We start from the raw sequence: 14,740 nt of genomic DNA, 5'->3' as shown, positions 1-14,740 counted from the left end.
ATTTTGAACCCTTATTTCAAGTAAACGAACAAGCTCAAAAACTCGAAGACTTCGATATGAACAATGTCGATGGGCGTAGATTAACGACATTAAAGAAGGGGAAAAATAGCGAAAATTTCCAATCATTATGGAAATAATTGTCCATAATTAGACAGAGTGCTCGACAAGAGGTGGAGCAAGATGTGCGGACGCTTGAATGTAACGGATGATCCACTGGCAAGAGTGGTTTCCCAACTGGTGGGGATCGACTTCTTCCCTCAGATGAACCTTGACTTGAAACCGACTGAAAATGTCTCTGTGGTGGCGTTTGAAGCACAGGCGTATTGTCAGAAAGATATCAAGTGGGGAACTCGGCCTGAATGGGCTAAGCGACTGATTATTAACGCTCAGTCAGAAACGGTGGCCAGTAAGCCCACATTTCGTAACGGATTTATCCGCAGGCGTGTCATTGTGCCTTGTAACGGTTGGTATGAGTGGTGTGAGAGTGGAGGAAAAAAGAACAAGTTCTTGTTTACCAATTCAGATGGCATGCCTCTGTATATGGCCGGAATTCTGGCGGATGATGGCAATTTGGTCATTCTGACTACAAGCCCGAACACACAATGCTTACCATACCATCATCGTATGCCATTTCTTGTCCCTGATATTGGTGTCGAGCAGTGGTTAACGGCAACGCCACAACAGGCACAAAGTTATCTTGAGTTAGCTTGGAGCGATGAACTTTTAATTACTGCGGTTTAATGCGTTAATAACGCGCGACCAATGGCATCAACGAGTTCAAGAATGTGGATTTGGGATTCTCGGCTGTATGGCGAGATACCATCGACTTGTTCAGCAAGATCTAAGTTGGTGCTGGCAATCCCTGCGAGTGTTGACCCTGTATGGCTGATCGCGAATACTTTCAAGCCTTTGCGTTTTGCATTGTGGGCCATATCCACCACAGACTGCGTTTCTCCCGATTTGCTGATCAGCATAACCGTACCACTTTCGGCGCGCGCCAGTTGGTGTATGTCTGTGATCACTAAGTGGGGAACATTCGCCAGTGATAGAAATCGCGAAAGGTAAGAGACGCTGACAATCGAGGCGCCACGGGAATATAGGTACACCACTGGCGACTGATCTAATGACTGGGCGATCTTTTCGATGCGTTGAATCTGGTCATCTTCTTCAATCACAGAGTTTGTCTGTTTTTTCAGATCATCGGCGAGCTTGTACCTGAGTTCCGTGTAACTGGCGTAGCCCATCTTCTTGCACACACGATTGACTGAGGTCGTCGTCGTGAGTGCTTTGTTTGCAATGGTCTTCGCAGAAATCTCAGCCAGCTCACTCGCGTGACTGATCAAGTACTCATAGATAACGCGCTCAATGCCCTTAAATGTATTCATCGCATACAATCATTAGTAATGAAATTGTCATTATTAGGCGCTAACTAGCAAATATTTTCCTTGATTGCTATCACAAAAGTATCGTCATACGTAGGTTGTATCAGGAAACTGTACCTTGGTACATGGAGGCTAAATATACTTGGCGGAGTTGATAAGAATACGGTGAACAACCATGAGTAAGAAAAAGCTCGTTGCAGTGACCGCTTGCCCTACCGGCATTGCACACACATTTATGGCAGCGAAAAAAATTCAGGCATGGGCTGAGAAGCAAGGCTACGAAGTCAAAGTTGAAACCCAGGGCAGTGATGGCGTTAAGAACAAGCTGACAGCGCATGATATTGCGACAGCAGACGGTGTGGTTCTGGCAGTTGATGTGCCGATCATGGACATGGAACGTTTTGATAATGCCAACCCGCTAAAAGTTCGCACTCAGGAATTGATTAAGCGCGTAGATGAACTCCTGCCAACCGTCTTCCTACGCGGTAAAGAGAAGTCTGACGCCGATATTGAAGTGGCAGAAGAAAAACGCTCCGCCTATCAGGTGGCAATTGGCCACATCATGACGGGCATCAGCTATATGTTGCCAGTGGTGGTACTTGGCGGCCTGTTAATGGCAGTCGCGAAGATCACGGGTGAATTTGTCGATATCTCCGGCACGCCAATCGAAACGCTCGATAAGCTTGGTTTTATGACCATCAAGTTTATGTACCCAATCTTTGCTGCGTATCTGGCGTATTCGATTGCGGGTAAACCGGCTCTGATTCCAGCCTTTATCGGCGGCATCATGAGTGATGAGGTCTACAAGCGCTTCTTTGACCTTGAAGGCTGGGCGCCATCGGGCTTCTTTGGCGCGATTGCGATTGGTTTCCTTGTTGGTTATCTGGTTCGTTACCTCAATGATGTGATCAAAGTGAAGTCAGAGCTGACCACGCTCAAGACTATGCTGTTGGTTCCAGCCGTCACAGGTGTCGTGATGGTGCTGACCATGGAATACGTGATCAACCCATTCTTTGGCGCTTTGAACATTGCGATGATTGAACTGTTCACTCAGGCAGGTGATGCAGGTCGCGGTATCTACTCAATGGTGATTGCTGCGGGTACTGCGTTTGACCTTGGCGGCCCGATCAACAAAGCTGCTGGCTCGGTGGCACTTGGCCTGAACGGCATGGGCGAAGGCTTTGACTTGATTGCTCGCGAACTGGGTATCGTTATTCCGCCGATTGGTGTTGGTCTGGCAGCGATTCTGGATGGCAAGTTCCGCAAACGTGTCTTTACTCCTGAAGAGCAGACGGTAGGTAAAACCTCACTGATGCTAGGTATGATCGGTATTTCAGAAGGCGCAATCCCATTCATTCTGAAGAATCCGAAGATGATTCCAATCATGATTCTGGGTTCTATCATCGGCACACAGCTCGCGGTTGTACTGGATGTATGGCAAAGCCTGCCACTACCAGCTGTATGGGGTTGGTTCCTATCTTCAGACCCAATCAGCTACACCATTTCCGTCTTCGCTGGCTCACTATTTATTGCAGTAGCACTACTGCTGTGTACTAAGCCACAAAGCGCTAACGCCTAACACGTCACTTACCAGAGGCTCTGCTCTCCAAAATTGAGCCTCTGGTAACAAGAATCAGAATTTAGATTAGAGAAACTCCCATGACTAAAGTACATGTCATTCCACATACTCACTGGGATCGTGAGTGGTATTTTACTCAGCAAGACAGTGACGTTTTAGCGACTTACAACTTCACCAAAGTGATTGAAACTTTGGAAAGTCAGGCAGATTACAGCTGCTATCACCTTGATGGTCAGTCTGCGATTGTAGAAGATTATCTGAAGGTTCTGCCGCATATGCGTGAGCGTATGGCACAGCTGGTGGCAGACAAAAAGCTATTCATTGGCCCTTGGTACACCCAGACCGATACCTACAACGTAGCGGGTGAGTCCATCATCCGTAACCTGAAATACGGCATGCACATCGCAGAAGAGTTGGGCCACAGCATGAAAGTCGGCTACCTGCCTGACACATTTGGTCATAACGCGCAAATGCCAACGCTATTCCGCGGTATGGGTATCGACAACATCGTCTTCTGGCGCGGTATTGATTATGACCAACATGTCAGCAAATCCCATTTCATGTGGCAATCTCACGGTGGCGATAAGATATACGCTTACAACCTAGTTCATGGTTACGGTGCAGCGAAGAACATCGTGCCGGATGCTGAGCATCTGGATAAGAAAATCTTCCCAATGATTGAGAAGATCAAGTCGTTGTCAGGCCTTGATGAAGTATTGATTCCATCGGGTGGCGACCAAGTCAATATCGACCCGAATTTGCCAGCCACGTTAGCGGCTGCGTCTGAGCGTTCTCCATCTGGCGATGTGTATTCTATTTCTTCGATGGAAAGCTTTGTCGATTTCCTACGCCGAAATAGTGAAGGGTTTGAGACTTACTATGGTGAGTTCAAAACACCACGCTACACACGTATTCACAAGACCATTGGTTCTGTGCGTTACGACATCAAAAAGCTTAACTTTGAGATCGAACAGTTCTTGCTCAAGAAGCTGGAAGTGGTGATTGCGATTGCCAAAGCACAGGGCATAACGGTACACACAGAGCTTGTGGACTTGGCATGGAAGAAGATCCTTGAGTGCCATGCGCACGACAGCATGGGTGGTTGTAATAGCGATGCGACCAACGCTGATATCATGCATCGTCTTAAGCAGGCGGAAGAAATCTGTCATGGTTTATACAACTTGGTGGTCAAAGAAATTGCCACTAATGCCTGTGATGATTCGGAAGTGATGATCTTCAACGGTCAGACAACGCCGTTTAGCGGCATTACCCGTGTTGTTGCGTTTTCCAAGCACGAATCCATCGCGCTAAGAGATGGCGAGAAAATCCTTAGCAGTGAAGTGGTCACTCGTGAAACACTAGATGGCGGTAAGGTCATCGAAGTGACTAAGGATGGCGAAAAAGAAGTGCCTGTTCCTCCTTACTACCGATTTGAGCTCAATGTTGATGTGGCAGATCTGCCAGCAATGGGTTATCAGGTATTTCAGGTAGTGGAAACAGATTGCGATACCCAAGTGCAGGTATCTGTTGCAACTCAGATTGAAAACAGCCAACTAGCGCTTTGGTTGGAAGATGGTCAGCTTAAGCTTAAAGATAAACGTTCAGAGCGTATTATTGAGCAGCTTATCCGCTTTGAAGAGCAGGCCGATGACGGCGATTCTTATGACTTCTCACCGCTGGAAGGCGATACGCCACTGTACACTAGTGAACTCAGCTGGGTTGAATCTCATGTGGGTGAAAGCCAGCAGTCGATGATCCTGAAAGCAAGTCTTGAGCTTCCGGAAAACCTAGAAGCTCGCCAGAACGGTGAAAAATCTGTTCTAGCGGAATTTATCGTTCGCTTGACGCTTACTCAAGGTAAACAATCGCTGGAAGTAGAGATCGATACGCTTAATCAGGTTGATGATCACCGTGTGCGCGTTTTGATTAATTCAGATGTTCAGACCGATACATCCATCAGCACTCAGCCATTTGCGTTGATGACTCGTCCAGTGGCACCAAATGTTGATGGCTGGCGTGACAGCTTCCGCGAATGTCCGGTAGACATTGAAACCACCGATGGCGCGATTGCGGTAGCGGCAGAGGATCGAGCTTTGATTGTTAACGGTCGTGGTTTGAAAGAGTTCCAGATCCTGAAAGGTGATACCAGTGACTTGATTGCTCTGACTTTGTTCAAGGCAACGGGCAAGCTTGGTAAAGATGACCTGTTATGGCGACCTGGCCGCGCCTCTGGCATCAACAACACCGTGGTGTACACGCCGGATGCTCAGTTGCAAAAATCCATGCAGTTCAGCTTTGCTATTGCGTTGGCGGACAACGCTGAGCATCAGACAATCCGAGAGCTGGAAAGTGAATATCTTGATAGCCCATTCAGCTACCAGAAACAGTCGCTCAATAGCTTTGAGAATCGTCTCGAACGTTTTCAGGTTAGATTTGATAGCCGCGAAGCTGAGAAAAAATTCAGCCTGTTTGAACTGAATCAGCCGTTGGTTTTATCCAGCGTTGGCCATTCATTCTATCAAGACAATGCGGTCATTGTGCGCCTATTTAATGCGACGGACAGTGAACAGCAACTCGATGTCACCGCGTTCGCTCATTTCGCTGATGTTGAGCGTGTCAATCACCGAGAGCAGAGTGTCGAGCAGAATTGGACAGTCAAACCAAACAATGCCATTGACCTGCGCGTTAGTTTCAAGATTTAACAGGTTGGAATCACAATGAAAGAGAAGATTTTTAATAAAGTTGCCAAGCTGTACGGTGAAGAGCTAGCACCATCACTGACACAGGACATTTTAGCACTGGTTGATAAGTGGCGTGGTCATGCGCCGTCTTATCAGAGCTGGGTCGACGAATCGACGGCGTACCTCATCACATACGGCGACAGTATTCGCCGCGAGGGAGAGCCGACGCTGAATACCATGAAGTACTTTGCCGATAAGTACTTGCGTGGCGCGATCAGCAATATCCATATTCTACCTATGTTCCCATACACTTCGGATGACGGCTTCAGCGTAGTGGATTACCGCAAGGTTGACCCGAACTTGGGTGACTGGAAAGAGCTGAATGAGCTGGCGGAACATTTTGACCTGATGTACGACTGCGTGATTAACCACATCTCTAAGAGCAGCGACTGGTTCCAGCGCTATCTCGCGGGCGATGCGGCTTATCAGGATTATTTTGTAGAGTCTGACCCGAGCCTTGATTATTCGAGCGTTACGCGTCCCCGCGCACTACCGCTCCTGACGCCGTTTACCAAGGCCTCGGGTGAGACGACACATGTCTGGACAACGTTCTCAGACGATCAGATCGACATTAACTTTAAAAGCCCGAAAGTGCTGTTGGAAAGCATCGATATTTTGCTGATGTACGCAGCGAACGGTGGCCGTTCTATTCGTCTTGATGCCATCGGCTTTATCTGGAAAGTGCTTAACACAACCTGTATTCACCTTGAGGAAGCCCATGAAATCATCAAGCTATGGCGCATTGTTCTCGATGACGTCATGCCGGGCTCTTTGCTGATTACAGAAACCAATGTGCCGCATAAAGAGAATATCTCTTACTTTGGTCAGGGCGATGAAGCGCATATGGTGTACCAGTTCCCACTGCCACCATTAACGCTGCATGCGTTCCTTAGTCAGGACAGCAGTGTGCTGACCGAATGGGCGAAGGGACTAACGAACGAAGCCATGGCATCGTTGCAAGCGGGGAGTAAAACCACTTACTTTAACTTCCTTGCCAGCCATGATGGTATTGGTGTACGTCCGACGGAAGGTATTCTTAGCGACGACGATCGCCACATGATGTGTCAGCAGGTTGAGCGCAAGGGTGGCCGAGTCAACTACAAGAACAATGGCGATGGTACCCAGTCCCCGTACGAGCTCAACATTAACTATTTGAGTGCCATTACTGAGCCTGAAGATGACACACAGACGAAAGCGGCGAAGTTTCTCGCAGCGCAGTCAATTTTGCTCTCTTTCATTGGTGTGCCTGCGGTCTACTACCACAGCTTCCTTGGCAGTGAGAACGATGTGGCCGGAATGGAAGAGTCTGGCATCAATCGTCGTATCAACCGCAAAAAGTTCTCGGTCGAATCGCTCGAAGCCGAGTTGGCTGAGCAAGGTTCACTGCGCAATAACGTCTACAGTGAAATGGTACGCTTGCTAAACGTACGCCAGCAGCAATCTGCTTTCTCACCAAGTTCATCTCAGCAGGTATTGGAGCTGGGTGATGGCCTGTTTGGCTTACAGCGTGGCGAAGGTGAAAAGGCGATTCGCTTCGTCGTCAACTTGTCTCAGCAGGCGCAATCCGTCACGCTGAACACTGGTGGTAAGGATCTGGTCAGCGATCAGAGCTTTGATAACCAGTTTACTCTTAATCCGTATCAATTTGTCTGGCTGACAGAGCAATAGGAGCCACACTATGAAACTTGCGAACCTCACCTCTGAAAATCTGATCATGCTTGATGCGGCGTTTGATGATCGAATCGCTGCTATTCATGCTCTGACAGACAAAATCGAGCAAGAAGGAAAACTGACGGATAAGAGTCAGTTTCTAGAAGCTGTATTAAAGCGTGAAGACGAGGGCCCGACGGCACTAGGTGAATACCTCGCTGTGCCGCATGGTAAATCTGCTGCGGTCACAGAGCCCGTATTTGCCTGCGCATTCGTTAAAGATGAAATGATGTGGAAAGGTCTGGATGGTGATGAGCCTGTGACCATGATCTTTTTGCTCGCCATTCCGCCGGCGGAAGCTGGCTCAACACATATGGAAGTGCTGACTACGCTCACTTCCTCTTTGGTAGATGACGATTTCCGTGACCAGCTGGTGGCAGCGAAATCGAGTAAAGAAGTCATGCAGCTGTTTGGCGCTGAAGAAGAAGCGTCAACAGAAGCAGCCCCTGAACCGGAAGTAGAAGAAGAGCAACCCGAAATGGCAAGGGATATCAGTCGTCATGCGTATCCACTTGTCTTGGGGGCGGGTGTTCTGATTTCTGCCTTCTTGTTCTTATTGCTTTAAGACGATAAGTCTTAGGGATTTTTCTCTCTGTTTTGCCCGGCATGACCGGGCTTTTTTGTGCTGAAAGTAAGCAAAACGGACGTTATAAGAAGGGAGAGAGAACTTTGACTTAGCAGTTGGTATTTTCAACCCGTACGGTACAGACACAGCCTTCTGCAGGGCAGGTACCTGATGACCTTCCACCGAAGGAGTCATAGATTACATAGCAACCCTGCGGCAGCGTGGTAATGTTGCTACTGTTAAGTTCAGTATCAGAAAAAGAGTGTTCAAAGCCAATTACAGTATGTCGATTGCCGATGGCGGTTGTGAGATCATCGGTTGTACCCAGCGTCATAAAATCGAGCATGGTCAATGCATCTCCCGACTCGCCCTCACTTTCTGGGCATAGAGCCCCCCAATCGACTTCGACAGTTCCGATACCGAAATCCAAGATATAGTTCTGCTGATTTCCCGGGTTAGAGGTGCTTGGCGTTAATCCGTTAACGTAGGCTTTAGCGCTCACTTGACTTATCACGCCTTCCATTGCGTTTGCAATGCCTTCTAACGTTGCTTCACGAGCCGATTTTTGAAGGTTGAGAAATTGAGGCGCAGCTACGACGGCCAGAATACCTAGGATCACCACGACGGTAACCAACTCGATTAATGTAAAACCTGATTTTCTCATCAAACTGCAATACGCCTATCATCTATGTACGTGTTGGCTTTAATCACGTACCAGAACTATCCAACAGGGGTAATTATGGAGACAAAACAAATAACTACAACTACGGATAAATTGCCATTCATATAGCTAAGGTTAATAAATGAAGGTAGAAAAAGCTACTCGAACCTTGGCATTTGGTACTTTAGTTAATAATAATCAATTGCATTAACCTTATGTTATCACTATCCTAACAAGCTGATTTTGATTGTATAAATATCACCGTTATGAGCTCAGACGCTTTCTTCGACCACCTCTTCGAATACTCTCAACAGGTCACGCCTTATCTGGCTGGAACGGTTTCACCGATCCCCGAAGATGCGCCTCAGCAAGACATTCTCCACGTCGATCATCCGTGCAGTGAAAATATCCAAGAGTTGTACGAACGCCTTAAGGCGGCTCATCCGGAAGCCGGTTCTGCCTATTGGTTAACGCGAACGTGGGATCTGATTTGTTGGCAGCCTGTCTATCTTTCGTTCATCTCGATTTATGCGTTGCATGGCTTGCCCGATCTCACTCGTATTGGGCAAAAAGTGCAGTCGGAGTTTGTGGCGGGCTTTCAATTCGAGTCGACAGAGCATGTTCATGGCACAGAGGCGGAGTTAGTAGCAAAAGCAGGCGTTCAACTGCAGGCCTTGTTTGCTTTTTTCCGTGAAGAGATGAGCCAGTGGACGCGGATTCGTCCGGGCTTTACCAACCACTTGTTCGCTGATGGCGTGCTGGGTTGTTTGGTCAAGCTGAGCAAGTTTGCCCCGCATATTCCGAATGACTATCTGCTTGAGCAGGCTTCACTTTGGTTGGATGCGTGTGGGCTGCCCGCTAAATTGGCTAAAACACTGACCGTGGATGAACAAAGTGGAGAGCTGAAACTGGTGCGTACCAGTTGTTGCTTGGTATACAAATGTCACGGACGTAAACTCTGCGAGGATTGTCCGAGACATCCGGATAATAAAGCCTAGCCCTGTGTTTCCAACGCTCCAGCGCTACGTTGTTTAAGCGCGATGGTGAGAATGATTGCGGAAAAGCCGATACAAATGTAGATCGGGTAAATTGGATTGATGGTCGCACTATAAGCCAATAGCGAAGCAAACCCATATCCGAGTGTGTGTGACATTGAAATATACCCTGAAATCGCACCAGGTGAGCTTTTGTCTGTTTCCGTGGCTTTCGCCGTATAAGCAGGGACCAAGAGTGCAGCGCCACTGGCTGCAATCGCCATTGCAACGCCGAATAGCCAGATGTTAGGTATGAGGAACAAAACAAACCCAGTCAGCATTGCCAACCCGCCTAACTGATACATTGCCGTCGGCGTCAACTTTTTCTTTTTGATAACCAGTACCTGAGTACTCAAAGTCATGGCAGCACTGATGGTCAGAAGAATGCCGATCGCATTACTGATCTGGTCTGTCGACCATTCTGTCACGCTGAAAATCAGTGGAGAGAAACTGTATTGCAACAAAGCGATGACCGCACACAGTAGTAAGCCAGACAACAGAAATGGCATCAGGTGAGCGTTAGGGATCCAAGAATGCCGAGATTTTTCTTCACCTGAAAATGGCTTGTCCAATTGTGGGGAAGGGAGCCAGTAAGCCCCCATTAACGCTAAGACAGGGAATAACACCATCACCATTAATGGTGCGAAAGGCGAGAACTTCAATAGCACAATAGAAAGCAAAGGCCCAAGTAGACGCCCCGTACTGAGACCAATACTCACGGAAGTAATGGCCTGAATCCGGTTTTGCTCACCACAAAGGAGAATCGCCCAATGCTGGCTGGCGGGAACCATGCCGGCGACGGTGCAACCGTAGATAATTCGAGCAAGCACAAGCCCCGCTAGGCACCACCCGATCCATTGCTGACCTTGAGCGCTGAGTACTGCAAACACCAGCAATAGCAAGAAGCTCACAGCCATTCCCAGCAGTGCTTGAATGACGACTCGTTTGGGGCCAAATTGATCGCTGTGGCGCCCCCAGTAAGGGGCGGCGGGGAGAAACAGAAAGCTCCCGACGGCAATTAAGATTGACCACGTTGGTAAGGCAAAAGCGGAGTGCTCAACCAGGAAGGGTAATGACACCAAAAGCCCATTTTGGCCAATTCCCATCAAGGCGGCGATTAAACCAATCACACTGAGTTGGATACGTGTATTTTTTACAACTGACATGAGAAAGCATCGTTTGTCGGTTTCTTATTGATCTTGGTGATGAAAATGCATCGAAATAACGTGATATTTAATGATTATGAAAATAATTATCATTAACCTTGCGGTGTGATAAAGTTAACCGCTGGTGCCAAATAAAACAACTCTTCATTTTCATGTTTCAATTACTGGATGCTTCGTTTGCAATCGAAGATAAAACCATCTTACATCCGACAAGTCTGACCTTTAAAAAGGGCGCGGTGACGACCTTGCTTGGTCACAATGGTTGCGGTAAGTCGACGTTAATTAAATTACTCAGTCGACAGAATCAACCAGCCAGTGGTCAAGTACTTTTCAATGACAAGGCCGTGTCTTCTTACACCAGCCAAGACTTTGCCCTTAATGTTGCTTATTTGCCTCAGCATCCACCAATGACGGATGGTGTGACTGTGCGAGAGTTGGTGTGCTTCGGACGTTATCCGTGGAAAGGCGCCTTTGGCCGCTACAGTAAAGAAGATTACGCGTTAGTGGACGAAGCGATTGAAAAGGTCGGGTTGACCCAGTTCAGTGACCGATTTGTTGCTACCTTGTCTGGTGGTGAAAGGCAGCGTGCGTGGGTGGCGATGCTACTTGCCCAGCAAAGTCAGTGCATCTTGCTGGATGAACCGACCTCAGCGCTGGATGTGGCGCATCAATATGAGTTGTTGGCGCTGATTCGAGAGCTGAATCAGAGCTTAGGGCTGACGGTTATCATGGTGCTGCACGACGTGAACATGGCGGCCAAGTTCAGTGATGAGCTGGTGGCTTTGCATTCTGGTCAGGTTATCGCCAAGGGCACGCCACAAGAATTGATGACACCTGACACTCTCATGAAGATCTACGGTATGGAGCTGGCTTTGTTCCCGCATCCGGATACCGGCCACCCTATCAGTTACATCCCATAATTTTTGATCGTTGAGGAATCCGCTTGTGAAACGAATCATCATACTTTTGACCTCTTTTCTAGCCTTTGCCGCGAATGCATTCGAAATCAAACACGAGCTCGGGGTTGCCTCTTTTGATCAGGCACCAAAGAAGGTTGTCGCGCTTGATTGGGCATTAACTGAAACCGTATTAAGCCTTGGTGTTATGCCGCGAGGTATTGCCGATGTGGCAGGGTACAATACATGGGTGGCACAACCTGAGCTGAATAAAAATGTCATTGATGTTGGCTCTCGCCGCGAGCCAAATCTGGAGCTGATTGCTGACCTTAAACCTGATGTGATCCTGATTAGTGAGCACATTGCCCCTGCCTACAAGCAGCTAGAGCAGATTGCACCAGTTCTGGTTTATACCGTCTACAGCGATGCAAAAACACCGCTTGCATCGGCAGAGAGCATCACCCGTTCTCTTGGCAAGCTTTTCAACAAAGAGCAGCAAGCACAAAAGGTAATTGAGCAAACCACGGCTCGTCTTAAAACCAATGGTGACAAGATAAAAGCGGCAAATGCGGATCTGAAACCTTTGATGTTCATCCGCTTTATTAACGATAAAACGCTACGAATTCATAGTGATGGCTCGCTTGCACAGTCGACGATTACGAAGATGGGTCTGAAGAACGATTGGCGCGAAACAACCAATATGTGGGGCTTCACCACCGCTGGGACTGAGAAGTTAGCTGAGCATCAGAAAACAAACCTAATGATCTTTGGTCCTTTAAAAGACAATGAGCGTAAGCAATTGACCCAATCGCCGCTGTGGCAGGCGATGGAATTCACTCGTACCGATTCCGTGTATGAGCTACCGGCTATCTGGACTTTCGGCGGCCTGATTGCTGCACAAAGGTTCAGTGACCACATCACAGAACAACTGACCAGCGATAAATAATGAACGTGACACAAACGCAGACTGAACGTCGTGCTGCGATAAATCTAAAAACGCCTTTAGTGGCGTTTTTGTTATTGGCAACCCTTGTTTGGCTAGTACAGATTACCGCCCCTTACTCACAAGGCTGGTCTCTGTTGTGGGATACGGTGTTTCACTATGATGCGGCAAACTATCAACACCTGATCACTCACCTGACTTACCTGCCGCGTTTGGCGATTGCCGTCATTTGCGGTTTTGCGCTGGCAATTGCAGGTTGTGTGATGCAGTTTGTGTTGCGTAACCCGATTGCCTCACCCACTACGTTAGGCGTTGCGGCAGGCGCAGAACTGGGCATGGTATTGGGAATACTTCTCCTACCTGCTGGAATGAGTGTTGCTGGTTTTATTCCGGCCTTTATTGGTGGATGTCTGGCGACTTTTCTGGTGTTTGCTCTAAGTGCTAAACGAGGCTTTTCGCCAGTTCATATGGTGTTGGCCGGTATGGTGGTCAGCCTGTTCTTTGGTGCGCTCAACACCATGCTATTGCTGTTACACGAGCAGCAGCTAACCAGCGTATTTGTTTGGGGTGCGGGCACCTTGAATCAGAATGATTGGTCGAGTGTCACGACTTTATTGCCTTTAGTGATTATCCCAACCCTGTTGTTGCTTGTCTTGCAACGACCATTATCAGCATTGCAGTTTGGCGATGGGGTTGCTTCATCACTGGGTGTGAACGTCAAACAAATCAAAGTGGCGTGCCTGACTCTGGCAATCTTTGTGACCGCGGCGGTTGTCAGTGAAGTCGGTTTGATTGGTTTTGTCGGTATCGTCGCTCCAGCACTGGCAAGAATGTTAGGCGCGAGAGCGCTGCACTGGCAGATTCTTATCAGTGGTTTAGTCGGCGCGACCATGTTGCTACTCGCAGACTTGAGTATTCAGCCTTTCTCCGGAGTGGGTGGTGAGCTACTGCCAACCGGCGCGATGACCGCGTTACTGGGTGCGCCTTTCCTGCTTTGGCTATTGCAACGTAAATCCTTACAATCGGACCTCAAAGCCCGTGATGAGGTGGTTGAGCAGTATCGCCATCGCAGCTTACTCAAAGTCGTATCCGGTTTGGTGATTGTGCTTGTTGTCGCAGTTGTGGTAGGGATACTTGTCGGTAAGAATCAGACGGGCTGGTCGATTGCTGATTCGATGGCGGTGCTTGAACTCCGCCTGCCACGCGTGTTTGTTGCCTTACTTGCAGGTATTGGTTTGGCGTTTGCGGGAACCATCATTCAGCGCGTATCAAACAACCCAATGGCGAGCCCTGAAATTCTCGGTATCAGTTCAGGCGCAGCCTTGGCACTCGTTCTCGGAGCTATGCTGGGTTTTGCGGTTGAGCGCCATGAGCAAATGCTACTTGGTACAAGCGGCGCATTGCTGGTGACTGGGCTGGTGTGGTTGTTCGGTCGTAAACACAATTTTGCACCTACTCAGACTTTGCTGACTGGTATTGCACTTAGTGCTGGCTTGGATGCTTTTTTGCGCATCGCAATGACGTCAGGGCAGGACAATGTCCGCGCGCTACTTACCTGGCTTTCCGGTTCTACTTATTTGGTTTCAAGTTACGATATTGGCCTGTTGCTCGTGGGTGTGACTGTACTTGGCGGAGCGGCATTACTGGCTCATCGCTGGATTGAACTGATTGGCCTTGGCGAAATTACCGCCAGCAGCATTGGTATTGATTGTCGCAAGGTTCGCTTGCTGTTGCTGATCTTAGTTGCGGCCATTACTACGCTATGTACGATTGTTATTGGCCCGCTAAGTTTTATTGGCTTGTTGGCGCCGCATATGGCGAGATCACTCAATCAATATCAAGCCAAGAATCAACTAATTACCGCTGCGCTTATCGGTGCAGTGGTGATGGTGATGGCGGACTGGATCGGTCGAACGCTGTGGTTCCCATGGCAATTCCCCGCAGGCTTACTAGCCTCGATTTTAGGCGGAGCCTACTTCCTATATCTGATGAGAAAGTAATGCTGTTGGTGCGAGTGGTTTAGTTTGTTCAAACCACTCGCTAAGCCTTACTGGACTAAAGCT

The 14,740-nt window shown here is 48.4% G+C and carries 12 protein-coding genes; 9 read left to right on the top strand and 3 right to left on the bottom strand.

Features of this window, described 5'->3' with window-relative positions; translation table 11 throughout:
* Positions 1-180: 180 nt before the first annotated feature.
* Complete coding sequence (locus tag VIC_RS18560; RefSeq protein WP_006961688.1) at positions 181-741, top strand: SOS response-associated peptidase; 561 nt, start codon at positions 181-183, stop codon at positions 739-741.
* Here the strand turns inward: VIC_RS18560 and VIC_RS18555 are convergent.
* Positions 738-1,385 (bottom strand): MurR/RpiR family transcriptional regulator, encoded by a 648-nt coding sequence (locus VIC_RS18555; protein ID WP_006961687.1) that lies wholly within the window; start codon positions 1,383-1,385, stop codon positions 738-740. The genes VIC_RS18560 and VIC_RS18555 overlap by 4 nt on opposite strands.
* 172 nt (positions 1,386-1,557) lie before the next feature.
* Here VIC_RS18555 and VIC_RS18550 point away from each other — a divergent pair, with 172 nt between their 5' ends.
* The 4 genes from VIC_RS18550 to VIC_RS18535 all read left to right on the top strand — a co-directional run bounded on the left by VIC_RS18550 (position 1,558) and on the right by VIC_RS18535 (position 7,977).
* Positions 1,558-2,961, top strand: coding sequence for a PTS fructose transporter subunit IIC (locus tag VIC_RS18550; protein WP_006961674.1), 1,404 nt, complete (start codon positions 1,558-1,560; stop codon positions 2,959-2,961).
* A gap of 80 nt (positions 2,962-3,041) precedes the next feature.
* On the top strand, positions 3,042-5,663 hold the full coding sequence (locus VIC_RS18545) for a glycoside hydrolase family 38 N-terminal domain-containing protein (protein WP_006961672.1): 2,622 nt from the start codon (positions 3,042-3,044) through the stop codon (positions 5,661-5,663).
* Between the two features lie 15 nt (positions 5,664-5,678).
* The gene (locus VIC_RS18540) at positions 5,679-7,370 is read left to right on the top strand and encodes an alpha-amylase family glycosyl hydrolase (protein WP_006961671.1); all 1,692 of its coding nucleotides are present in this window, start codon (positions 5,679-5,681) and stop codon (positions 7,368-7,370) included.
* Between the two features lie 10 nt (positions 7,371-7,380).
* The gene (locus VIC_RS18535; protein ID WP_006961670.1) at positions 7,381-7,977 is read left to right on the top strand and encodes a fructose PTS transporter subunit IIA; all 597 of its coding nucleotides are present in this window, start codon (positions 7,381-7,383) and stop codon (positions 7,975-7,977) included.
* A 109-nt stretch (positions 7,978-8,086) separates the two neighbouring features.
* Here the strand turns inward: VIC_RS18535 and VIC_RS18530 are convergent, their stop codons facing one another.
* Positions 8,087-8,641: a type II secretion system protein gene (locus tag VIC_RS18530; RefSeq protein WP_006961669.1), complete on the bottom strand. Its 555-nt coding sequence runs from the start codon at positions 8,639-8,641 to the stop codon at positions 8,087-8,089.
* Between the two features lie 263 nt (positions 8,642-8,904).
* Between VIC_RS18530 and VIC_RS18525 the strand changes: the two genes are divergently transcribed.
* Entirely contained in the window at positions 8,905-9,636 is a 732-nt protein-coding gene (locus VIC_RS18525; protein ID WP_006961668.1) for a siderophore ferric iron reductase, read from the top strand.
* Here the strand turns inward: VIC_RS18525 and VIC_RS18520 are convergent.
* Positions 9,633-10,838 (bottom strand): MFS transporter, encoded by a 1,206-nt coding sequence (locus tag VIC_RS18520; protein WP_006961667.1) that lies wholly within the window; start codon positions 10,836-10,838, stop codon positions 9,633-9,635. The genes VIC_RS18525 and VIC_RS18520 overlap by 4 nt on opposite strands.
* A gap of 152 nt (positions 10,839-10,990) precedes the next feature.
* Here VIC_RS18520 and VIC_RS18515 point away from each other — a divergent pair, with 152 nt between their 5' ends.
* From VIC_RS18515 to fhuB, 3 genes are read left to right on the top strand one after another with little or no spacing between them, the layout of a single operon-like run.
* Positions 10,991-11,758 carry an ABC transporter ATP-binding protein gene (locus VIC_RS18515; RefSeq protein WP_006961666.1) on the top strand — a complete coding sequence of 256 codons (768 nt, stop codon included), beginning with the start codon at positions 10,991-10,993 and terminating at the stop codon, positions 11,756-11,758.
* 25 nt (positions 11,759-11,783) lie between these two features.
* On the top strand, positions 11,784-12,680 hold the full coding sequence (locus VIC_RS18510) for an ABC transporter substrate-binding protein (RefSeq protein WP_006961665.1): 897 nt from the start codon (positions 11,784-11,786) through the stop codon (positions 12,678-12,680).
* Positions 12,680-14,677 (top strand): Fe(3+)-hydroxamate ABC transporter permease FhuB, encoded by a 1,998-nt coding sequence (gene fhuB / locus VIC_RS18505; protein ID WP_006961664.1) that lies wholly within the window; start codon positions 12,680-12,682, stop codon positions 14,675-14,677. Before VIC_RS18510 ends, fhuB begins: the two co-directional genes overlap by 1 nt.
* Positions 14,678-14,740 lie beyond the last annotated feature (63 nt).

Origin of the sequence: Vibrio coralliilyticus ATCC BAA-450, from assembly GCF_000176135.1 — a bacterium.
Lineage (GTDB): Bacteria > Pseudomonadota > Gammaproteobacteria > Enterobacterales > Vibrionaceae > Vibrio > Vibrio coralliilyticus.
The sequence above is the reverse complement of the archived record's forward strand: the minus strand, read 5'-3'. Positions and strand labels throughout refer to the sequence as shown.